The sequence below is a fragment of the Oceanibacterium hippocampi genome, from assembly GCF_900172325.1.
Lineage (GTDB): Bacteria > Pseudomonadota > Alphaproteobacteria > Sneathiellales > Sneathiellaceae > Oceanibacterium > Oceanibacterium hippocampi.
On record NZ_FWFR01000001.1, the window covers coordinates 385,828 to 405,792 of the forward strand.

Here is a 19,965-nt window from a genome sequence, read left to right on the forward strand (position 1 = left end):
GGGGAACGAGCGCCGTCATGCGCATCGCCAGCTGGAATATCAATTCGGTCCGCGCGCGGATCGGCCATGTCGAGCGCTTCGTGAAGGAATTCGCGCCCGACATCCTGTGCCTGCAGGAAACCAAGGTCGCCGACGACGGCTTCCCGACCCGCGCCTTCGCCGACCTGGGCTACAGCGCCCACGTGGTGGCCGGCCAGAAGAGCTACAACGGCGTGGCGATCTTCTCGCGCGTGCCGATCGAGGTGACCGGCGGTCGCGACTGGTGCGGCCGCTATGACGCCCGGCATATCTCGGTGATCATTCCCGGCGACATCGAGCTGCACAATTTCTACGTCCCGGCCGGCGGCGACATTCCCGACCGGGCCGAGAACGAGAAATTCGGCCACAAGCTCGATTTCCTGACCGAGATGAGCGAATGGTTCGCCACCGCGCGCCGCGCCGGCGACCGCATGATCATGCTCGGCGACCTGAATGTCGCGCCGCACGAAAGCGATGTCTGGTCGCACAAGGCGCTGCTCAAGGTGGTCAGTCACACGCCGATCGAGGTCGAGCATCTGGAAGCCGTGCAGCAGGCGGCCCGCTGGTGCGATGCCGCCCGCCATTTCCGCCCGGTGCCGGAGAAACTCTACAGCTGGTGGAGCTATCGCTCGCCCGACTGGGAAGGCTCGGACAAGGGCCGGCGGCTCGACCATATCTGGGTGACCGAGCCGCTCGTCGGCGCCATGACCGGTTTCGACATCCCGAAGGAACCGCGCCGCTGGGAGAAGCCGTCGGACCACACACCGGTCATCCTCGATCTCGATCCAGACCGCGCCGCATGACGGCCGACCTCGCACCCTTCTTCGAGCCCCGCTCGGTCGCCGTCGTCGGTGCCGGTGAGCGGGCGACCTCGTCGGGGGGCGCGGTCCTGCGCAACCTGCGGATCGGTGGCTATTCCGGCGAGATCATTCCGGTCAACCCGAAGGGCGGCACGATTCTCGGCCTGCCTGTGAAGGCGAGCCTGCGCGACCTGGCGGAACCCGCCGATCTCGCCATCATCGTGATCCGTCCGGACCTGATCCCGGAAGCGGTCGAGGACGCGGCGGCAAGCGACCACCGCAACCTGCTGATCCTGCCCGGCGGCTTCACGGAATCCGGGCCCGAAGGCATCGCCCGCGACAAGCAGGTGCGCGCGATCGCCGCGCGGGCGGGCATCCGGATCGCCGGACCAAACTGCGCCGGCATCATCCATATCGGCCCGCGCATGAAATTCGGCGGGACTTTCCTGCGCGATTTTCCACCCGGCGGCTCCATCGCCATGATCTCGCAGTCGGGCGCGCTTGCCGAGGAGGCAATCGCCTTCGCCAACGATCACGCGCTGAAGCTCGGCACTGTGGTTACCGTCGGCAACGCGATGCATCTCGGGATCACCGAGTATCTCGACTATCTGGGCGACCGGGACGAGGTCGGCGGCCTGCTGATCTACGCCGAGTCGGTCAGCGACCGGGACGCGTTCACCCGTGTCGCCCGCCGCGTCGCGGCGCGCAAGCCGATCGTCATGCTGGTCGGCGGCCGCGGCCCGGCCGGCATCGCCGCGGCGCGCGCCCATACCGGCGACGCGATTGGCGGCGAGGCGGCGATCGACGCCTTCTGCGAGGCCGCCTGCGCGATCCGCGCCCGGTCGCTGCGTCACCTGCTGCTCGCCGCCAAGGGTTTCGGCTTCTATCCCGACGGGATCGGCGGCCGGGTCCTGATCCTGTCCAATTCCGGCGGCCCCGGTGTCATCGCGACCGACCGCGCCGAGGCCGAGACGCTGCAGTTGCCGGCCCTGCCGGCGGCGATGGCGGCGGCGCTTCGCGCCCGCCTGCCGGGCGAGGCGTCGGTCGCCAACCCGGTCGACCTGTTGGCCGATGCCCGCGAGGACCGCTTCGGCGAGGCCTTCGGGCTCGCTCAGGCGCATGGTCCCGGCACGTTCGACGCGGTGCTAGGCATCCATGTCGTGCCCTTCATGGTCGACGCCGACCCGGTCGTCGCCCGCCTTGTCGCCCTCGCCGGACAGGCGAAGCTGCCCTTCTTCCACGCCATGATGGGCACCCTGCCCAAGAAGGCCGAATGGTTCGCCGCCCTCGAGGCGGCTGGCGTACCGGCCTTCAACGACGTCGAGGCGATGGCTGAAGTGGCCGGGCTTCTAGCCCGCTACCCGGCGCTGAAAGCGCGCGCTCAGGCCGCCTCGTAACGCCACATGTGATAGCGCCCGGGCTCGACGCCATCGGGCAATGGTAGCGGCACAAGCGCCGCGACGGAAAGCGGCTGGTCGGTGACGACGATCGCGCCGGGCGCGAGGAAGGGCAGCATTGCCGGGCCTATCCAGCGCGCGAGCGCCGCCGTCGCCTGCCGGTCGCCGGAGCCGAAATCGCCATGCACGAGGGCCGCGCGGCCGGCGAGCCGAGCCTCGGCGCGCGGGAAACTTTCCCGGAAATCGCCCGTGAAGAGGTGATCGTCGTCCGGGATGCAGTCCGGGTGAGCCGCGACCCTGCGCTCGAAAACGAAGATCTCCCGCGGCCCGGCAACCTCGCGCAGATGATCATAGGTCCGGCCGTTGCCTAGCCCGAGTTCGAGGACGACGCCTTCGAGCCCGTCGGCGAGCGCGACCGCCCGGTTCAGGCAGTCGCGTTGCGCCGTCACCCGGCGGATGAAGCTTTCCAGTCGGCTCATGCCCCGCATCCCGTCCACATGTTACGCGCGCCATCCAAAGACGACGATTTTTCGCCCGCCGCCGACAAGGTCGTGAGATAGTCGGCAATGTCGCATATTCGCGCAATGCCGGGAGGGATCAAGCCATGCCGACGGATCTTCTGCTGATCGACGAACTCCGCGTTCTCGCCTATGTCGCCCTGCTTTCGCTGCTGCTCTGGATTCCGTACATCGCCGGCGCCGCCGGCAAGCGCGGCCTCGCCGCCGGCATGGGATACCCGACCGGGCAGTATGAGGACATGCCCGGATGGGTGCAGCGCGCCAACCGGGCGCATCTGAACATGGTCGAGAACCTGGCGCCTTTCGCGGCGCTCATCCTGGTCGCCACCCTGTCGGGCTCGACCAACGACACGACGGCGCTCGCGGCCTGGGTCTTTCTTGCCGCGCGGATCGGCCATGCGGTCATCATGATCGCCGGTATCCCGGTCGCCCGGACGCTGATCTTCACTGTCGGCTGGCTCGCCAACCTGGTGATCTTCTGGCAGATCGTCGCCTGAGAGCGGCTGCCGGGGCGGCGCTTTCCGGCGCCACCCCGGCGGTCATCAGCGTCGGGCGCCGGGCGCGAGCCTTGCCTTTCGTCCCTCGACGTCGGGAAGGAAGACGGCGAGGAAGCCCAGCATCGGCAGGAAGGCGCAGATCCGGTAGACGAATTCGAGGCTCGTCCAGTCCGCGATGACGCCGAGCAGCGCGGCGCCGAGCCCGGCCATGCCGAAGGCGAGCCCGAAGAACAGGCCCGAGACCATGCCGACACGGCCTGGCATCAGTTCCTGGGCGTAGACGACGATCGCCGAGAAGGCCGAGGAGAGCACCAGCCCGATCACCACGCTGAGCGCCACGGTCGCGGTGAGGCCGACATGGGGCAGCACCAGGGTGAAGGGCAGCACGCCCGCGATCGAGCCCCAGATGACCGCCTTTCGGCCGATCCTGTCGCCGACCGGGCCGCCGATCAGGGTGCCGGCCGCGACCGCGCCGAGGAAGACGAAGAGATAGATCTGCGACTGCACCTCGGAGACGGCGAAGCGCTCCATCAGGTAGAAGACGTAGTAGGACGTGAAGCTCGCCAGATAGAAATACTTCGAGAGTATCAGGCAGAAGAGCACGCCGAGCGCGCCGCCGAGCGCCCGGCGGCTGAGCGGGATGTCGTGGGCGGCCGCGGCACTGCGCACGACGCGCCGGGCGTGGCCGTTCCGCCGGTACCAGTTGCCGATCCCGGTCAGGATGACGATGCCGCCGAGCGCGGCAAGCGCGAACCAGGCGATGCTCTGCTGACCGCGCGGCAGGACAAAGAAGGCGACCAGCAGCGGGCCGAGTGCCGAGCCGACATTGCCGCCGACCTGGAAAATCGATTGCGCGAGACCGTGCGCGCCGCCGGACGCGAGCCGGGCGAGGCGCGAGGATTCCGGATGGAAGATCGACGAACCGATGCCGAGCAGCGCGCTGCCGGCGAGCAATTGCAGGTAGCTCGACGCGAAGGCGAGCGAGAGCAGGCCGAGCATCGTCGACGCCATGCCGACCGGCAGCGAATAGGGCTGCGGCCGGCGATCGGTGAAGGTCCCGACGAGGGGCTGCAGCAGCGAGGCGGTGACCTGGTAGGTCAGCGTCATCAGCCCGATCTGGGCGAAGCTGAGGTCGAACGCGCCCTTGAAGATCGGGTAGGCGGCGATCACCAGCGACTGCATCATGTCGTTCAGCATGTGGCAGAAGCTGGCCGCGCCGAGCACTGCATACGCGGTCCCGGCCGGTTTCGGCCGTTCCAGTGCGATGTCACTCATTCCAGGAAACCCCGTTAAAGCCCGCTGCAAGACCAGCCCCGAACGCCTCCAGATTGCATCATCGACTGCGGCCCGCCACCGGGATAGGGTCATTCTCTTACGAGAGTGGGCCATGACGAGAGAAATCGGCGAAATACGCCATCAGCCGACCTTCCGGGATGACGTGCCGCGTCCGGTCGTCGCCCTCGGCAGCGACTATCCTGACGGCTATCTCATCGCACCGCATTCGCACCGTCGCGGGCAGTTGCTCTACGCCTCGACCGGTGTCGTCGTGGTGACAACCCCGGATGGCGCCTGGATGATGCCGCCGCAGCGCGGCATATGGATCCCGCCCGGTACGGTCCACGAGGTGCGGATGCTCGGCCCGGTCAGGATGCGGAGTCTCTATCTTGACGCCGAGGCGGCGCGCGGCATGCCCGACCATTGCCAGGCGCTCGGCGTCCCGCCGCTGATGCGCACGCTGCTCGCCGAGGCCGTCACCCTGCCGAGGGAATACGCGCCCGCCGGCCGCGCCGACGCGATCATGACCCTTATCCAGCACGAGATGCGCCGCCTGCCACCCCTGCCGCTGTCGCTGCCCCTGCCCGCCAATGCCGCGCTCGCCCGGCGCTGCCGCGCCTTCGTCCGGCAGCCGAGGCTGCACGAGACCATCGACGACTGGAGCGGCGATCTCGGCCTCTCGCGCCGCAGCTTCACCCGGCTGTTCCGTCGCGAGACCGGGTTGAGCTTCGTCGCCTGGCGGCAGCAGGCCTGCATCATGGCGGCCCTGCCGCGACTGGCCGCCGGTGAGCCGGTGACCGCGGTGGCCATCGATCTCGGCTACAACAACCCGGCCGCCTTCACGACGATGTTCAGGCGCGCGCTCGGATCGTCGCCGGGCACCTATCTGGAAGCGAAGGGCTGAGGCTCACCGCCCGGCGGCGATGCGGCGGTAGGAGAGCGCCTCGGCGATATGGATCCGGCTGACGTCCTCGGCCCCCTCCAGGTCGGCGAGGGTGCGGGCGACACGAAGCACCCGGTGGTAGCCGCGCGCCGAGAGCCGCATGTGACCGACCGCCTGCGTGAGCAGCGCGCGGCCGGCCTCGTCCGGCGCGACCAGCCGCTCCAGCGCCTCGCCGTCCAGTTCCGCGTTCGAGCGGCAGCCCACGATACCCGCCGCCGCGAAGCGGGCATGCTGGCGCGCCCGGGCGGCAGCGACCCGGGCGGCGACCTCGGCCGTGCCCTCGGCCGGTGGCGGGAGCGTCAAGTCGGCGGCCGAGAGCGCCGGCACCTCGATATGCAGGTCGATGCGGTCGAACACCGGGCCGGAGATCCGCGACTGGTAGTCGAGCGCGCAGCGCGGCGCCCGGGCGCAGGCCAGCGCCGGATCGTCGAGGTGACCGCAGCGGCAGGGATTCATCGCCGCGACGAGCTGGACCCGGGCTGGATAGGCGACATGCGCGTTGGCGCGGGCGATCAGCACCTCGCCGCTTTCCATCGGCTGGCGCAAGGCCTCGAGCACCGGGCGGGCGAACTCCGGCAGTTCGTCGAGAAACAGCACGCCCATATGCGAAAGCGACATCTCGCCCGGCCGGACCCGGCTGCCGCCGCCGACCATGGCGGCGACCGAGATCGAATGATGCGGCCCGCGAAACGGCCGGCGGCGGCTGATCCGGCCGTCCTTGAGCTCCCCGGCGAGGCTGTGGATCATCGAGACCGAGAGCGCCTCCTCCGGCGTCAGGTCAGGGAGCAACCCGGGCAGCCGGGCCGCCAGCATCGACTTGCCGGAACCCGGCGGGCCGATCATCAGCATGTTGTGGCCGCCGGCCGCCGCCACTTCCAGCGCCCGCTTCGCGGTCTCCTGGCCCTTGATGTCCTTCAGGTCGAGCAGCCGGCCGACCCCGTCGTCGTCGGCGAGCTTTGGCTCGGGCGGGCCCATCACCTGGCTGCCCTTGAAGTGATTGACGAGTTGCAGGATCGAGGCCGGCGCCAGGATCTCCAGTTCGCCGGCCCAGGCCGCCTCGCCGCCACAGGCGCGGGGGCAGATCATGCCGAGGCCGCGCGCGACCGCGTCGATCGCCGCCGGCAGCACGCCGGACACCGCGCTCACCGCGCCATCTAGGGCAAGCTCGCCCAGGATCGTGAAGGCCTCCAGCTCGTCGGCCGGCAGCACCCCCATCACCGCAAGCAGCCCGGCGGCGATCGGCAGGTCGTAATGACTGCCTTCCTTGGGCAGGTCGGCCGGAGCGAGATTGACGGTGATCCGCTTCGGCGGCAGCGCCAGTCCGATCGCGGAAAGCGCGGCGCGGACCCGTTCACGGCTCTCGCCGACCGCCTTGTCCGGCAGCCCGACGATGGTGAAGGCCGGCAGCCCGGCGGCTATCTGCACCTGGACGTCGACCGGCATCACCTGGATGCCCTGAAAGGCGACCGTATTGACGCGCGCGACCATGCTGCCCCTCCCCCAAGGGCAATTGTAGGCATAACCGCAAGATCGCGCCAAGCGTGCGAATGCCCCCGGGGGAAACGCGGGGGGTCAGGCCGCGCCGGGCCGCCGGCCGTTGAGCCGACCCTCGATCGCGTCCCAGATCTGCGCTTCCAGGCAGACCCCGTCGAAGCGGTTGATCTCCTGCAGGCCGGTCGGCGAGGTGACGTTGATTTCCGTCAGATAGTCGCCGATCACGTCGATGCCGACGAACAGCAGGCCCTGTTCGCGGAGCGCCGGGCCGATCATCTCGCAGATTTCCTGCTCGCGCCGGGTCAGCGCGGCCTGTTCGGGTCGCCCGCCGGCATGCATGTTGGAACGCGCCTCGCCGGCCGACGGTACCCGGTTGATGGCGCCGGCCGGTTTCCCGTCGATCAGGATGATCCGCTTGTCGCCCTTGCGGACCTCGGGCAGGTAGCGCTGCACGATGACCGGCTCGCGATAGAACTGGGTGAACATCTCCATCAGCGAGCCGAGATTCTCGTCGCCCGGCTGCAGGTGAAAGACGCCGGCGCCGCCGTTGCCGTAGAGCGGCTTGACGATGATGTCCTTGTGTTCGTCCCGGAAGGCGTCGATGGCGATGCGGTCACTGGTGATCAGGGTCGGCGGCAGCAGCCCCTCGAAATGGGTGACGAAAAGCTTCTCCGGCGCGTTCCGCACATTGACCGGGTCGTTCACCACCAGCGTTTCGGGGTGGACATGCTGCAGCAGGTGGGTCGCGGTGATGTAGGACATGTCGAAGGGTGGATCCTGGCGCATCAGCACCACGTCCATGGTCCGCAGATCGATCACCTCGGGCGCGCCGAGCGTCGCGTGGTTGCCCTTCTCGCGCCGGACCTCCAGCGGCCGCGCCCGGGCCATGACGCGGCCGTCGCGCAGCGACAGGTCGCGCGGCAGGTAATGATAGAGGCCGTAACCGCGTTTCTGCGCCTCGAGCGCCAGCACGAAGGTGGAATCGGCGTTGATGTCGATGGTCTGGATCGGATCCATCTGGATGGCGACGGCGAGGCTCATGCGGTCTCCGGAAATGCGGCGGGACGGATCGTCCCCTCAGGTTCGGGCGCTCACCATAGCCGGGCGCCGGGCCAGGCTCAATTCGACTGTTGCCGGCTCTCGCCGAGCCGCGCGAGCCGTCCGCCGCCGGTCACGAGTTCCGGCGCGGATCGTCGCGCAGCCGGACATGGCTGATGACCTTGCGGACGCCGCGGATATTGCGGGCCCGGCTGGTGACGCGGCGCAACTCGCCATCGTCGCGGGCGATACCGATCAGGTAGATGATCCCGTTCACCGTCTCGACCGTGTAGTTGATGTCGCGGATCTCGAGGTCGGCGATCATCTCGGTGCGAAGCTGGGTCGTGATCCAGACATCCTTGGCGATGTCCATCACCGTGCTCCGGTCATCGACCTGAAGCTCGTTAAGAACTTCCCTGACACCCTCGGCCTGCCAGGCAAGGCGGGCCGCCTCGACGCGATGCTCGGGCAGGGCGACGTCGCCGGTCAGCAGCACCCGGCCCTCGACCACGTCGACCGAGACATTGGTGAACAGCACCTGGTCCTTCTGCAGCAGAAGGTGATTGATCTCGAGCTTGATGCCGATATCGTCGACCGCGTTGCCGATCGATCGTTCCTGCGCGGCGGTGACGCCGACCGCGGCGCCGCCACCGATGACGGCACTGGCGCAGCCGCCGAGGGCCAGCAACCCGGTCGCCAGAAACAGCCAGCGGCCCATGTCCCGGTGAAGCATCATCTCATCCCTTCGTCGCGCATCCGGTAGGCGAATAATTGTCCTGCATATGGGGCCTAAAGCCGCCACGCGTCCAAAATATGGCAAGGTCGCCGGAATCCGGCAACCAGGATGACGTCGAACCGCACATCGAGGCCGGCCAGCGCCGGCCGGACGGCAAGGAATCCCTCGAGCCCGCGGGCGATCCGGCGCCGCTGGCGCGGCGTGATCGCGTCGAGCGCGGTGGCGATGTCGGCCCGGCGCTTGACCTCGACCGCGACCAGATGGCGACCGCGACGGGCGACGATATCGACCTCGCCGGCCGGATGGCGATAGCGCCGGGCAAGGATGCGGTAACCCTTGAGACGCAGCCAAATGACCGCGACATCCTCGGCCAGCCGTCCGGCGCGATAGGCGCGACGCCGCTCCTCCCGATCCCGTCCGGCCATCCCTCCTCCCCGCCCGATTCCCGTAATTCTGCCGCATTGGCGGCGCAGTTTACAGCATCGGGAGGGAGGGCTACTTTCGGCGGAGGCGTGCCGGCAAGAAGAAATGGGACCATGCGCAAGGAAGTGAACCATCCGTCGACCCGGCGGCCCGCGGGACCGCGGTTACGCGCGCTTGGCGCCGCCGCGGCGCTGTTGTTCGCGCTGGCTGCCTGTTCGTCCTCGCCACCGCCGGAACCCGCGCCGCCGCCGCCCGCCGCCGAGACCCAGCCGTCCGCCCCGGTGCTGCCGCCGCAGCCGACGATCACCCAGCCTGCCGGGCCGAGCGCGCCGATCGTCTCCGAGACCCGGCTGATCCCGCCGCGCCCCGGCGCGCCGACGCCGATCAAGATCGGCCTGTTGCTGCCGTTGTCAGGGCCGAATGCCGAGATCGGCCAGGCCCTGCTCAATGCCGCCCAGATCGCGCTTTTCGATGCCCGCGATCCGCGCCTGATGCTGTTGCCGGGCGACACCGGCGCCACGCCCGAAGGCGCGGTCGCCGCTGCCAACCAGGTGCTCAGCGAGGGCGCCCAGCTGCTGCTCGGGCCGCTCTTCGCGACCGCCGCGCCGGCCGTCGGCGAGGTCGCACGGGCGCGCGGCGTCAACGTTGTCACCTTTTCCAACGACCGCCGGGTCGCGGGCAACGGCGTCTTCGTGCTCGGCCTGACCCCGGAACAGCAGATCATGCGGGTCATCGCCGGGGCGCGCCGGGACGGCCTGTCGCGCTTCGCCCTCCTAGCGCCGGATTCGCCTTACGGTCGGTCGGTCGCGGATGCACTCCGGGTGGCCCTGCTGCGCTACGGCGGCAGCCTCGTGCGCGAGGAGATCTATCCGGCGACGCTCGATCCCGGCGGCGACGAGATGCACGCGACGATCCGCCGTCTTGCCGATTACGAGGCCCGCCGTCGCGCCCTGCAGGAGCAGAGGCGCGCGCTGACCGCCCGCCAGGACGCGGTCGCCAAGCGGGCCCTCCGGCGGCTCGAAACCCTCGATACGTTCGGCGACCTGGACTACGACGCCGTGGTGCTGCCGGAGGGAGGCGGCCGGCTGCGCGCCATCGCGCCGCTCCTGCCCTTCTACGATATCGATACGAGCAAGCAGCGCCTGATCGGCACCGGACTGTGGGCCGAACCCGGCCTCGGCAAGGAACCGGCGATGGTCGGCGGCTGGTTCGCCGCGCCCGAACCGGGCAATGCCGAGGTCTTCAGCGATCGCTACAAGGCGGCCTATGGCACCGTCCCGCCGCGCATCGCGAGCCTTGCCTACGACGCGCTGGCGCTCGCCGCCGCCCTCGCCAACGAGGCTGACGGCGCCGATTTCAGCGTCACCGCGCTGGAGAGCCCGGGCGGTTTCCTCGGTTATGATGGGATCTTCCGCTTCGGTCCGGACGGCGTTGCCGAGCGCGGCCTGGCGATCCTCGAGATCACCGCCGAGGGGACCCGGGTCCGCTCGCCGGCGCCCATTCGTTTCGAGGATATCGGCAGCTAGCGGGCGTCTCTCAGTCGAGCCTTTCCGGCGGCCGGGCGAGATAGCCGGTCGGCGTGTCGCCCGCCATGAGCGCGAATTCACGCACCAAGTGCGACTGGTCGGAATAGCCGGCCTCGGCGGCGATGTCGGCCCAGTCGGGCCGTGCCGGTGATCGCTCAGCCAGCCGGCGCGCCAGATCGAAACGCAATACCCGGGCGACGAGCTTCGGACCGCCGCCGATCTCGGCCGCGAAGCAGTGCGCCAGATGCTTGCGGCTCCAGCCGATTTCCCGAGCCAGATCGCCGATCGCCATCCGCCCGTCGCTGTCGCGGAGCCGTTGCCAGGCGTACACGACCGCGGGCGAGGGAGGTCGCGTGCGGGCAACCCGTTGCCGGACCCAGCGGTCGGCGAGATCGAGGCGCTCGGGCCAGCCCGCCGCCTCGGCGAGACGGTCGCGGATTTGCACGAGCTCGGCATCGAACAGATCGTCGAGCGCGACGCATTGGCCGGCGATCTCGGTCATCGGCATCCCCAGCAGGCGTGAGGCACCAAGCGGCGTGAGGTCGACCTGCACGCATCGGGCGCGTCCGTCCGAGGCGACATCGACGCAGCCGGGCAGAAGCCCGGCGACGAAACTTCCGTGACGTTCCCCTTGGACCGGATCGCCACCCATCCCCCGGATCGAGAAGGCCGATCCGAAGGAGATGATCAGCGGCACCGTGAGCGTCGCCACCTCGCGCCGCCAGATCCGGAGGTCGGTAGCTTCCGCATAGCCAGCATAGCCGACGACGAGCTGGCCGAGTTCGGCCGAGGGCTGCGCACGGGCCATTTCCCAGCGCCCTTCGGGGCATCGTTCGACGGTCGCCTGAAGCATCCCTTGGCTCCGTTGCTGCGCGGTCCAGTCTAGCCGGATCGGACGCGCCGGGCCATCAGTCGGCGCAGAGTTCGGCAACGACGCTGTTGAGAACCGCATGGCCAGCCTCGGTCGCGTAGAGGCGGTCCGCCGTCTCGCCAAGCAGGCCGTGCTCGACCAGCCGGGCGAGGCGCGAAGCAGCGGTCATCGCCGCGATGGGGCGGCCAACGACAGCCTCGAAATTCGCCTTCCAGACCCCCTCGCGAAGGCGAAGTCCCATTAGAAGCACTTCTTCGGCCAGTTCCTGGGGCTCGGTTAGCGGGGTTTCGACTTCGACGCCGTGACCGGCGCGTCCGACCGCGTCGAGCCACCGTTCCGGCTTCCGGTGCGCGGCGGTCGCACGGCGGATACCGTCGATCGCGATCCGGCCATGAGCGCCCGGGCCGAGCCCGAGATAATCGCCGCTCCGCCAGTAGATCAGGTTGTGTCGGCTCTCCTCGCCCGGCCGGGCGTGGTTCGAGGTCTCGTAGGCCGGCAGCCCGGCCGCCGCCGTCATCTCGCGCGTCATGCGGAACAGCGCTTCGGTGGTTTCGTCGGGTGGCAGCACCAGCCGGCCCTGGCGGGCGGCGCTGTGAAAGGCAGTCCCGGGCTCCAGCGTCAGCTGATAGAGCGACAGGTGGCCGAGGCTCCGTTCCAGGGCGGCGGCAAGCTCGCGTTCCCAGGCCGCCGGCGTCTGTCCGGGATGGGCGTAGATCAGGTCGAATGAGCCGCGCGGAAAGACCGCCTGCGCCAGATCGAGCGCCGCGAGCGCCTCGGACGCCGAATGCTCGCGGCCGAGAAAACCGAGCGTCGCGCCGTCGAGCGACTGCACGCCGAGCGACAGGCGGTTGACGCCCGCCGCCCGGAAGCCCTCGAACTTCGCCGCCTCGACCGAGGTCGGGTTGGCCTCCAGCGTGATCTCGACGTCGTCCGCGAGGCCGAAAGTGGTGGCAATGCCCTCGATCACTGCGGCGACCAGATCCACCGGCATCAGCGACGGCGTTCCGCCGCCGAAGAAGATGCTGTCGACCGGGCGGCGCGGCAGGCGTCCGGCCCAGTAGCGGATCTCGGCCGCGTAGCCTTCCGCGAAGCGCTCCGGGTCGTGGGCGGCGCGGACATGGCTGTTGAAGTCGCAATAGGGGCACTTCTTCAGGCAGAAGGGCCAATGCACATAGATGCCGAAACCGCGATCCGGGGCGACCGCCGGGTGATCCGTTCCCGTCGTGCGGTCAGGCGAAACAGGCATCGATCAGCAGGCGGAAGGCCCGCGCCCGATGGCTGATCCGGTGCTTTTCTTCCGGCGCCATCTCGCCGAAGGTCTCGTCCACCCCCTCGGGCAGGAACATCGGGTCGTAGCCGAAACCGGCATTGCCGCGCGGCGGCCAGACCAGCGTGCCGGCGATCCGCCCCTCGAAGCATTCGACATGATCGTCCGGCCAGGCGAGCGCGAGTGCCGAGACGAAAGCGGCACCGCGCGCCTCGGGCCGATTCGCGCCCTTCGCGGCAAGTGCCTTCTCGACACGCTCCATCGCATAGCCGAAGTCCCGGTCCGGCCCGGCCCAGCGGGCGGAATAGATGCCGGGATCGCCGCCGAGGGCATCGACCGCCAGTCCCGAATCGTCGGCCAGCGCCGGCAGACCGCTGCCCTGCGCGGCGGCGAGCGCCTTCAGGATTGCGTTCTCGGCAAAGGTGACGCCGGTCTCCTCCGGCTCCGGCAGGCCGAGGCTCGCGGCCGAGATCGCCTCGAGCCGGTAGGGCGACAGCAGATCGTTGATCTCGCGCACCTTGCCCGCATTGTGGCTCGCGACGACGAGCCTGCTGTCGGCGAAGCGGCGATGCCCGCTCATGCAAGTGCCTCGCGCTGCAGCCCGACGAGTTCGCCGATCCCGCCCTTGGCGAGCGTGAAGAGTTCGCCGAAGGCCGCCTCGGAGAACGGCTCGGCCTCGGCCGTACCCTGGATCTCGATGATCCCGCCGGCACCGGTCATGACGAAATTGGCGTCCGCCTCGGCGTTCGAATCCTCGTCATAGTCGAGATCCAGCACCGAAACGCCCTTGTAGATACCGCAGGACACGGCCGCGACCTCGCCGATCAGCGGAATGCTCTTCAGCAGGTCGCGGGCGACCAGGCTCGCCATCGCCCGGTGCAGGGCCACGTAAGCGCCGGTGATCGAGGCGGTGCGCGTGCCGCCATCGGCTAGCAGGACGTCGCAGTCGATCTTGATCTGCCGTTCGCCGAGCGCCGCCAGATCGGTGACGGCGCGAAGCGAACGCCCAATCAGGCGCTGGATCTCGACCGTCCGGCCCTGCTGCTTGCCGCGCGCCGCCTCGCGATCCATGCGCGATCCGGTCGAACGCGGCAGCATGCCGTATTCCGCCGTTACCCAGCCGCGGCCGGTGTTGCGGAGGAACGGTGGCACCCGCTCGTCGATGCTGGCGGTGCAGATCACCGTGGTCTCGCCGAAGCGCACGAGGCAGGAGCCTTCGGCGTATTTGTTGCAATCCGGCTCGAGCGAGACGGTGCGCAATTGATTGGGCTGACGTCCCGACGGTCGCATGCGGAGCCTCGTTCTGTGAAGGATGTGGAAACGCGCGCCTTGTAGACCCTGGCACGCGTTGACGCAAGCCGCGGGCGTCACTAAATACTGGCGTTGCCGGTACCTTGGGGTACCGTATGAGGCCTTGTCAGGGTTGTTTGTCGAACATGATCGTCGAACTCAACGAGCGCTCTCGCGAAGTTTTTCGAAATATCGTCGAATCCTACGTCGAGACCGGCGCCCCCGTTTCATCGCGCACGATTGCGCGACGCTCGGCGTTGAACCTGTCGCCGGCCTCGATTCGGAACGTCATGTCGGACCTTGAGGAAGCGGGCCTGCTTTACGCCCCGCATACCTCGGCCGGACGGTTGCCGACGCAACAGGGCATGCGCTTCTTCGTCGACGGCCTGCTGCGCCTCGGCGCGCTAAGCGAGGAAGAGCGCCTCGATATCGAGCGCCGCTGCGCGTCCGACGGGCGGAGCGTGCAGGAAATGCTGAGCCAGGCCGGCGAGGCACTGTCCGGACTGTCGAGCTGCGCCAGCCTGGTGCTGGCGCCGAAGATCGACAGCGCCGTGAAGCATATCGAGTTCGTGCCGCTCAACGAGGGCCGGGCACTGGTGGTGCTGGTCACCGAGGACGGACTGGTCGAGAACCGGATCGTCAACCTGCCGCTCGGCCTGCCGCAGAGCGCGTTGATCGAGGCGAGCAACTTCCTCGCCAACCGGATGCGGAACCGGACGCTCGCGGAAGCGCGCGAGGAAATCCTGATCGAGCTCGAGACGAAGCAGGCCCAGCTCGACCAGCTTGCAACCCGTGTGGTGGAAGCGGGTATCGCGACCTGGGCGGGTCAGGAGACCCTGATCGTTCGCGGTCACGCCAATCTGCTCGACGACGTCCAGGCGCTGCAGGACCTGGAGCGGATCCGCCGCCTCTACGACGAGCTGGAAAGCAAGCGCGAGGCCGAGCGGCTGCTCGACCTCGTTGCCGGCGCCGACGGCGTGCAGATATTCATCGGCACCGAAAACAAGCTCTTCTCGGAAGGCGATTCCTCGTTCATTGTCTCGCCCTTCATGAACAGCCGGGAACGCGTGGTCGGCATCATCGGCGTCGTCGGGCCGACCCGGATCAACTATTCCCGCATTGTCCCGCTGGTCGACTATACCGCGAAGATGATCGGCCGCCTTCTCGGCTGATCCCGCCCCGCCCAGCATTTCGTCCCATTGCCAGTTCAGGATCGCCGTCATGGAAGATACGGAAAAGAAAGCCGCCGACATGGAAACCGAACAGAACGCCGCCGGCACCGAGGACCGTGCGGAAGACGTCGTCGAAGCGGAAAGCGATTCGGAAGCGGCCGTCGAGATGGATGACGGCGACCCGCGCGACCGCGAGATCGCCGATCTCAAGGACCGCCTGCTGCGGGCCATGGCGGATGCCGAGAATACCCGCCGGCGCGCTGAGCGCGACCGGGAAGAGGCGCGCAAGTTCGCGATGGCGAATTTCGCCCGCGACATCCTCACCCTCGGCGACAACATGTCGCGCGCGATCGAGAACATGGCCAAGACCGATACCGGCGACAGCGACGTGCTGAACAAGCTGATCGAGGGCGTGAAGATGATCGACGCCGACCTGGTATCGACCCTCGAACGGCACAATATCCGCCGCCTCGACCCGCTCGGCGAGAAGTTCGATCCGAACTTCCACCAGGCCATGTTCGAGGTTCCCGACCCCAACGCGGAACCGGGCACCGTCGTCCAGGTGCTGCAGGCCGGCTACGTGATCTCCGACCGGCTGCTCCGGCCGGCCATGGTCGGCGTTGCCAAGGCCGCCGGGGGCGAACCGAATCCGAACAAGGTCGACACCAGCGCCTGACCCTCAGCCCGTCGTGGCCGGCCGCGTTGGCGGCACGAGACAGGACGACGCCGGGTCATGGCGGGCCCGGCGCTTCCTGACCGCGTCCTTCGAGGTCACCGCGTAGCAATAGACGCAGCCGTGCGGGCAGCTGTCATAGGCGCCGATATCCCGCGATTCGGCGCACAGACAACCCGGACGGTTGCCCTTGCGGCGAACCGCGATCGCGCGTCCGGCAAGGTCGGAGAGCCGTTCGCCGTCGATGCAGGCGGCGCCGGCGAACGGCGGCGTCAGCAATTCCGGCTGGCTGCAGAGCGTCGGCGTCAGGCCCTCGTTCCTTGCGATCTGCCCCAGTTCGGCCAGCAGCGCCCGTTTCTCGTCGGCCGGCGGATCCTGCCAGCCGAAGTCGTGCCGGGCCGCCGCCCGGTCCAGATTGCGCCGGGTCTTGGTGTAGATCTGCGCGAATGACAGCACGACCTCGTCGATGATCCCGTTAAGCGCCCTTGCCAGTTCGGCAAAACGCTGCCGGTGGACCGCCGCCGGGGTCAGCGAGGTCAGCAGCACCGGATCGTAGCGCCAGACCAAGGCGCGCCGCCCGAAGCGGTCGGACAGCCGGCGGATCGCCTCGATTGCTGCCGCGGAGGCCGGAACCGAGCTTTCCAGCGGACGCGGATAGCCGGTCAGGCTGTATTGCAGATAGAAGGGAATCCCTGCCGCCGAAACGTCCTCCAGCGCGCCGGCGAACGGCGCCGCGTTCCGCGTCCAGAAGACGTAGCCAGTGACCCCGTCGCCGCGCAGCGGCAGGTGCTGCACCCGCCCGCCATAGGGATTGAGGACATCGACGGAGCCGGCGGCGAAGCGGCGGCGGAACCAGTCGGCATAGAAAGCCGGAATGTCGGTCCGGTAACTCGCCGAGAGGATCGTCACTGGCCAGTCGCAGCCGGCGCCGGCAGGCGCCGCCGGCGTCGGCGCAGCCCGTCGCCGGAATAGAGCGCCAGCGCCGTCCAGATGAGCGCGAAGGCGATGCCGTCGACGTGCGTGAACGGTTCGTTCCAGAGAAAGATCGCGATGACCGCCTGGAGCGTCGGCGAGACATACTGGATCAGGCCGACCGTGATCAACGGCAGGCGCCGTGCGCCGATGGTGAAGAACAGGAGCGGCGCCGCCGTGATCAGGCCGAGGCCGATCAGCAGCAGGTCGGTTCCGAGGTCGATGGCGCGGAACGAGCCCTCGCCGGCAAGGCCGATCCAGATCAGGTAGCCGAGCGCGACCGGCAGGATCAGCAATGTCTCGACGCCGAGGCCGACGGTCGATTCGACCCGCACAGTCTTCCGGACGAGGCCGTAGAATCCGAAGGACACCGCCAGCACGAGCGCGATCCAGGGCACCCCGTCGCCTTCCCATGCGAGGATCAGGACGGCCGCGGCCGCAAGTCCGACGGCCAGCATCTGGACGCGGTTCAGGCGCTCGCCGAGGAAAAGCACGCCGAGGATCACGCTGACCAGCGGATTGATGTAGTAGCCGAGGCTCGATTGCAGCAGCTGGTCGTGGGCGATCGCCCAGACGTAGGTCAGCCAGTTGACGGTGATCAGGACCGTCGAGGCGAGCAGCGCGGCCAGCACCTGCCGGTCGCGAAACGCGGCACGGAATTCCGCCCAGCCACGGGTCACGGTCAACAGTCCGGCGATGAAGATCAGGACCCAGACAACGCGGTGGGCGACGATCTCGATCGGGCTCACCGCGTCGAGCAGGCGGAAATAGATGGGGGACATCCCCCAGATGACGAAGGCCCCGAGTATGGACACGACCCCGGTCACGCCGGGATCGCGCAGCCCGCGTGGCACGGTACCGCCGTTGGTTGTATCCACGCTCGTTTTCCCGGTTGTCATGGCGCCAGATAGCGCGCGCCATGCCTGCGGGTCAAATGAAGAACATGCAATGCCGTCGTGCACGGACGGGACACCCCGGCCGCCGCCCGGTGCTTTCAGGCTATTGCGACGAAACTATGTCGGTCCTATATAACCGGCAGTCTCAAAAACACCTGCCGAACCTTGGGGTTTTTCGCAGTGCATGGTTGGCTGCGGATGACCGCCGCTAAGAGGACGAGGACAACATGGCAAAAGTAATTGGTATCGATCTCGGCACCACGAACTCCTGCATCGCCATCATGGATGGCAGCAATCCGAAGGTGATCGAGAATTCCGAAGGTATGCGCACGACGCCGTCGATGGTGGCCTTCAGCGCCGACGACGAGCGCCTGGTCGGCCAGGCGGCGAAGCGCCAGGGCGTGACCAATCCGGAAGGCACGCTGTTCGCGATCAAGCGTCTGATCGGCCGGCCGTTCGACGATCCCATGACCAAGAAAGACATGGGCATGGTCCCCTACAAGATCGTCAAGGCCGACAACGGCGATGCCTGGGTCGAGGTTCACGGCAAGAAGTATTCGCCGTCCCAGATTTCCGCCTTCATCCTGCAGAAGATGAAGGAAACCGCCGAATCCTATCTCGGCGAGACCGTCACGCAGGCGGTCATCACGGTTCCCGCCTATTTCAACGACGCCCAGCGCCAGGCGACCAAGGACGCCGGCAAGATCGCCGGGCTCGAGGTGCTCCGCATCATCAACGAGCCGACGGCGGCCTCACTCGCCTACGGCCTCGACAAGAAGGACGGCAAGACCATCGCCGTCTATGACCTTGGCGGCGGCACCTTCGACATCTCGGTGCTCGAGATCGGCGACGGCGTCTTCGAGGTGAAGTCGACCAACGGCGACACGTTCCTCGGCGGCGAGGATTTCGACATGAAGATCGTGTCGTATCTGGCCGACGAGTTCAAAAAGGAGAACGGCATCGATCTGAAGCTGGACAAGCTTGCCCTGCAGCGCCTCAAGGAGGCGGCCGAGAAGGCCAAGATCGAGCTGTCCTCGTCGATGCAGACCGACATCAACCTGCCCTTCATCACCGCCGACCAGTCCGGCCCGAAGCATCTGACGATGAAGATGACCCGGGCCCAGCTGGAGCGGCTGGTCGAGGAACTGGTGACGCGCACCGTTGCGCCCTGCAAGAAGGCGCTGGCCGACGCGGGCCTGACCGCCTCGGACATCGACGAGGTGGTACTCGTCGGCGGCATGACGCGGATGCCGAAGGTGATCGAGACGGTGCGCAGCTTCTTCGGCAAGGAGCCGCACAAGGGCGTGAACCCGGACGAGGTCGTGGCCATGGGCGCCGCGATCCAGGCCGGCGTCCTGCAGGGCGACGTCAAGGACGTCCTGCTGCTCGACGTGACGCCGCTGTCGCTCGGCATCGAGACGCTCGGTGGCGTGTTCACCCGGCTGATCGACCGCAACACGACGATCCCGACCAAGAAGAGCCAGGTCTTCTCGACCGCCGAGGACAACCAGAGCGCGGTGACGATCCGCGTGTTCCAGGGCGAGCGCGAGATGGCGGCCGACAACAAGCTGCTCGGCCAGTTCGACCTGGTCGGCCTGCCCTCGGCGCCGCGCGGCGTGCCGCAGATCGAGGTCACCTTCGACATCGACGCCAACGGCATCGTCAATGTCCAGGCCAAGGACAAGGGCACCGGCAAGGAGCAGCAGATCCGCATCCAGGCATCCGGCGGTCTCAACGACGACGAGATCAACAAGATGGTCCAGGATGCCGAAAGCCATGCCGCCGAGGACAAGAAGCGGCGCGAGATGGTCGAGACCCGTAACCATGCGGACGCACTCGTGCATTCGACCGAGAAAACCCTCGGCGAAGTCGGCGACAAGCTGCCGGCCGAGTTGAAGGAGCAGGTGCAGAGCGATATCGACGGCCTGAAGAAGGCGCTTGAAGGCGATGATCATGACGACATCGCGGCCAAGATGCAGACCCTTCAGCAGTCGGCGATGAAACTCGGCGAAGCGGTCTACAAGGACCAGCAGGGCGACGCCGGACCTTCGGCCGACGGTGACAGCGGCTCGGACGCTGGTGCCGGTGCCGACGACGTCGTCGATGCCGACTTCGAGGAAGTCGACGACGACAAGAAGGATCAGAAGTAACCGACGTTG

Annotated in this window: 20 protein-coding genes; 8 read left to right on the forward strand and 12 right to left on the reverse strand. The window is 68.1% G+C overall.

Annotated elements, in window-relative coordinates:
* Positions 1–17: 17 nt before the first annotated feature.
* The gene (gene xth / locus OCH7691_RS01760; protein ID WP_085881702.1) at positions 18–821 is read left to right on the forward strand and encodes an exodeoxyribonuclease III; all 804 of its coding nucleotides are present in this window, start codon (positions 18–20) and stop codon (positions 819–821) included.
* On the forward strand, positions 818–2,215 hold the full coding sequence (locus tag OCH7691_RS01765) for a CoA-binding protein (protein WP_085881703.1): 1,398 nt from the start codon (positions 818–820) through the stop codon (positions 2,213–2,215). Before xth ends, OCH7691_RS01765 begins: the two co-directional genes overlap by 4 nt.
* Here OCH7691_RS01765 and OCH7691_RS01770 read toward each other — a convergent pair.
* The gene (locus tag OCH7691_RS01770) at positions 2,200–2,694 is read right to left on the reverse strand and encodes a class I SAM-dependent methyltransferase (RefSeq protein WP_085883439.1); all 495 of its coding nucleotides are present in this window, start codon (positions 2,692–2,694) and stop codon (positions 2,200–2,202) included. The genes OCH7691_RS01765 and OCH7691_RS01770 overlap by 16 nt on opposite strands.
* Before the next feature lie 125 nt (positions 2,695–2,819).
* On the opposite strand from OCH7691_RS01770, the gene OCH7691_RS01775 reads away from it, so the two are divergent.
* The gene (locus OCH7691_RS01775) at positions 2,820–3,230 is read left to right on the forward strand and encodes an MAPEG family protein (protein WP_085881704.1); all 411 of its coding nucleotides are present in this window, start codon (positions 2,820–2,822) and stop codon (positions 3,228–3,230) included.
* 45 nt (positions 3,231–3,275) lie between these two features.
* Here OCH7691_RS01775 and OCH7691_RS01780 read toward each other — a convergent pair whose 3' ends face one another.
* Positions 3,276–4,505: an MFS transporter gene (locus OCH7691_RS01780; RefSeq protein WP_085881705.1), complete on the reverse strand. Its 1,230-nt coding sequence runs from the start codon at positions 4,503–4,505 to the stop codon at positions 3,276–3,278.
* A gap of 112 nt (positions 4,506–4,617) precedes the next feature.
* Between OCH7691_RS01780 and OCH7691_RS01785 the strand changes: the two genes are divergently transcribed.
* A complete protein-coding gene (locus OCH7691_RS01785) occupies positions 4,618–5,409 on the forward strand; it encodes an AraC family transcriptional regulator (RefSeq protein ID WP_085881706.1) in 792 nt (263 codons plus the stop codon).
* 3 nt (positions 5,410–5,412) lie between these two features.
* Here the strand turns inward: OCH7691_RS01785 and OCH7691_RS01790 are convergent, their stop codons facing one another.
* From OCH7691_RS01790 to OCH7691_RS01805, 4 genes are all read right to left on the reverse strand, one after another.
* Positions 5,413–6,936, reverse strand: coding sequence for a YifB family Mg chelatase-like AAA ATPase (locus tag OCH7691_RS01790; RefSeq protein WP_085881707.1), 1,524 nt, complete (start codon positions 6,934–6,936; stop codon positions 5,413–5,415).
* Positions 6,937–7,020: 84 nt separating this feature from the next.
* Complete coding sequence (gene gshB, locus OCH7691_RS01795) at positions 7,021–7,983, reverse strand: glutathione synthase (RefSeq protein ID WP_085881708.1); 963 nt, start codon at positions 7,981–7,983, stop codon at positions 7,021–7,023.
* A 130-nt stretch (positions 7,984–8,113) separates the two neighbouring features.
* The gene (locus OCH7691_RS01800) at positions 8,114–8,716 is read right to left on the reverse strand and encodes a BON domain-containing protein (protein ID WP_085881709.1); all 603 of its coding nucleotides are present in this window, start codon (positions 8,714–8,716) and stop codon (positions 8,114–8,116) included.
* 53 nt (positions 8,717–8,769) lie between these two features.
* Complete coding sequence (locus tag OCH7691_RS01805) at positions 8,770–9,141, reverse strand: YraN family protein (protein ID WP_085881710.1); 372 nt, start codon at positions 9,139–9,141, stop codon at positions 8,770–8,772.
* A gap of 111 nt (positions 9,142–9,252) precedes the next feature.
* On the opposite strand from OCH7691_RS01805, the gene OCH7691_RS01810 reads away from it, so the two are divergent.
* On the forward strand, positions 9,253–10,665 hold the full coding sequence (locus OCH7691_RS01810) for a penicillin-binding protein activator (RefSeq protein ID WP_085881711.1): 1,413 nt from the start codon (positions 9,253–9,255) through the stop codon (positions 10,663–10,665).
* Positions 10,666–10,675: 10 nt separating this feature from the next.
* Here OCH7691_RS01810 and OCH7691_RS01815 read toward each other — a convergent pair whose 3' ends face one another.
* Genes OCH7691_RS01815 through rph form a run of 4 tightly spaced genes read right to left on the reverse strand, consistent with a single transcriptional unit; the run spans position 10,676 to position 14,093 of the window.
* On the reverse strand, positions 10,676–11,518 hold the full coding sequence (locus tag OCH7691_RS01815) for an AraC family transcriptional regulator (protein WP_176244889.1): 843 nt from the start codon (positions 11,516–11,518) through the stop codon (positions 10,676–10,678).
* 55 nt (positions 11,519–11,573) lie between these two features.
* On the reverse strand, positions 11,574–12,782 hold the full coding sequence (hemW, locus tag OCH7691_RS01820) for a radical SAM family heme chaperone HemW (protein WP_085881713.1): 1,209 nt from the start codon (positions 12,780–12,782) through the stop codon (positions 11,574–11,576).
* Positions 12,766–13,383, reverse strand: coding sequence for an RdgB/HAM1 family non-canonical purine NTP pyrophosphatase (rdgB, locus tag OCH7691_RS01825; protein ID WP_085881714.1), 618 nt, complete (start codon positions 13,381–13,383; stop codon positions 12,766–12,768). Before rdgB ends, hemW begins: the two co-directional genes overlap by 17 nt.
* Positions 13,380–14,093 carry a ribonuclease PH gene (gene rph, locus OCH7691_RS01830; RefSeq protein ID WP_085881715.1) on the reverse strand — a complete coding sequence of 238 codons (714 nt, stop codon included), beginning with the start codon at positions 14,091–14,093 and terminating at the stop codon, positions 13,380–13,382. The genes rdgB and rph overlap by 4 nt, the downstream gene beginning before the upstream one ends.
* Before the next feature lie 146 nt (positions 14,094–14,239).
* Between rph and hrcA the strand changes: the two genes are divergently transcribed.
* Both hrcA and grpE read left to right on the forward strand, forming a co-directional pair.
* On the forward strand, positions 14,240–15,265 hold the full coding sequence (gene hrcA, locus OCH7691_RS01835; protein WP_085881716.1) for a heat-inducible transcriptional repressor HrcA: 1,026 nt from the start codon (positions 14,240–14,242) through the stop codon (positions 15,263–15,265).
* Between the two features lie 49 nt (positions 15,266–15,314).
* Positions 15,315–15,941 carry a nucleotide exchange factor GrpE gene (gene grpE / locus OCH7691_RS01840; RefSeq protein WP_085881717.1) on the forward strand — a complete coding sequence of 209 codons (627 nt, stop codon included), beginning with the start codon at positions 15,315–15,317 and terminating at the stop codon, positions 15,939–15,941.
* 3 nt (positions 15,942–15,944) lie between these two features.
* Here grpE and OCH7691_RS01845 read toward each other — a convergent pair whose 3' ends face one another.
* Both OCH7691_RS01845 and rarD read right to left on the reverse strand, forming a co-directional pair.
* Positions 15,945–16,847, reverse strand: coding sequence for a DUF1848 domain-containing protein (locus OCH7691_RS01845; protein WP_217807739.1), 903 nt, complete (start codon positions 16,845–16,847; stop codon positions 15,945–15,947).
* Complete coding sequence (gene rarD, locus OCH7691_RS01850) at positions 16,844–17,788, reverse strand: EamA family transporter RarD (RefSeq protein ID WP_217807740.1); 945 nt, start codon at positions 17,786–17,788, stop codon at positions 16,844–16,846. Before rarD ends, OCH7691_RS01845 begins: the two co-directional genes overlap by 4 nt.
* 245 nt (positions 17,789–18,033) lie before the next feature.
* Here rarD and dnaK point away from each other — a divergent pair, with 245 nt between their 5' ends.
* Complete coding sequence (gene dnaK, locus OCH7691_RS01855; RefSeq protein WP_085881719.1) at positions 18,034–19,956, forward strand: molecular chaperone DnaK; 1,923 nt, start codon at positions 18,034–18,036, stop codon at positions 19,954–19,956.
* The last annotated feature ends 9 nt before the right edge of the window (positions 19,957–19,965 follow it).

What these genes read in the sequence shown, in the direction of transcription:
- xth (WP_085881702.1), top strand. Translation starts at nt 18, where the DNA reads ATGCGCATCGCCAGCTGGAATATCAATTCGGTCCGCGCGCGGATCGGC.
- OCH7691_RS01765 (WP_085881703.1), top strand. Translation starts at nt 818, where the DNA reads ATGACGGCCGACCTCGCACCCTTCTTCGAGCCCCGCTCGGTCGCCGTC.
- OCH7691_RS01770 (WP_085883439.1), bottom strand. Translation starts at nt 2,694, where the DNA reads ATGAGCCGACTGGAAAGCTTCATCCGCCGGGTGACGGCGCAACGCGAC.
- OCH7691_RS01775 (WP_085881704.1), top strand. Translation starts at nt 2,820, where the DNA reads ATGCCGACGGATCTTCTGCTGATCGACGAACTCCGCGTTCTCGCCTAT.
- OCH7691_RS01780 (WP_085881705.1), bottom strand. Translation starts at nt 4,505, where the DNA reads ATGAGTGACATCGCACTGGAACGGCCGAAACCGGCCGGGACCGCGTAT.
- OCH7691_RS01785 (WP_085881706.1), top strand. Translation starts at nt 4,618, where the DNA reads ATGACGAGAGAAATCGGCGAAATACGCCATCAGCCGACCTTCCGGGAT.
- OCH7691_RS01790 (WP_085881707.1), bottom strand. Translation starts at nt 6,936, where the DNA reads ATGGTCGCGCGCGTCAATACGGTCGCCTTTCAGGGCATCCAGGTGATG.
- gshB (WP_085881708.1), bottom strand. Translation starts at nt 7,983, where the DNA reads ATGAGCCTCGCCGTCGCCATCCAGATGGATCCGATCCAGACCATCGAC.
- OCH7691_RS01800 (WP_085881709.1), bottom strand. Translation starts at nt 8,716, where the DNA reads ATGATGCTTCACCGGGACATGGGCCGCTGGCTGTTTCTGGCGACCGGG.
- OCH7691_RS01805 (WP_085881710.1), bottom strand. Translation starts at nt 9,141, where the DNA reads ATGGCCGGACGGGATCGGGAGGAGCGGCGTCGCGCCTATCGCGCCGGA.
- OCH7691_RS01810 (WP_085881711.1), top strand. Translation starts at nt 9,253, where the DNA reads ATGCGCAAGGAAGTGAACCATCCGTCGACCCGGCGGCCCGCGGGACCG.
- OCH7691_RS01815 (WP_176244889.1), bottom strand. Translation starts at nt 11,518, where the DNA reads ATGCTTCAGGCGACCGTCGAACGATGCCCCGAAGGGCGCTGGGAAATG.
- hemW (WP_085881713.1), bottom strand. Translation starts at nt 12,782, where the DNA reads ATGCCTGTTTCGCCTGACCGCACGACGGGAACGGATCACCCGGCGGTC.
- rdgB (WP_085881714.1), bottom strand. Translation starts at nt 13,383, where the DNA reads ATGAGCGGGCATCGCCGCTTCGCCGACAGCAGGCTCGTCGTCGCGAGC.
- rph (WP_085881715.1), bottom strand. Translation starts at nt 14,093, where the DNA reads ATGCGACCGTCGGGACGTCAGCCCAATCAATTGCGCACCGTCTCGCTC.
- hrcA (WP_085881716.1), top strand. Translation starts at nt 14,240, where the DNA reads ATGATCGTCGAACTCAACGAGCGCTCTCGCGAAGTTTTTCGAAATATC.
- grpE (WP_085881717.1), top strand. Translation starts at nt 15,315, where the DNA reads ATGGAAGATACGGAAAAGAAAGCCGCCGACATGGAAACCGAACAGAAC.
- dnaK (WP_085881719.1), top strand. Translation starts at nt 18,034, where the DNA reads ATGGCAAAAGTAATTGGTATCGATCTCGGCACCACGAACTCCTGCATC.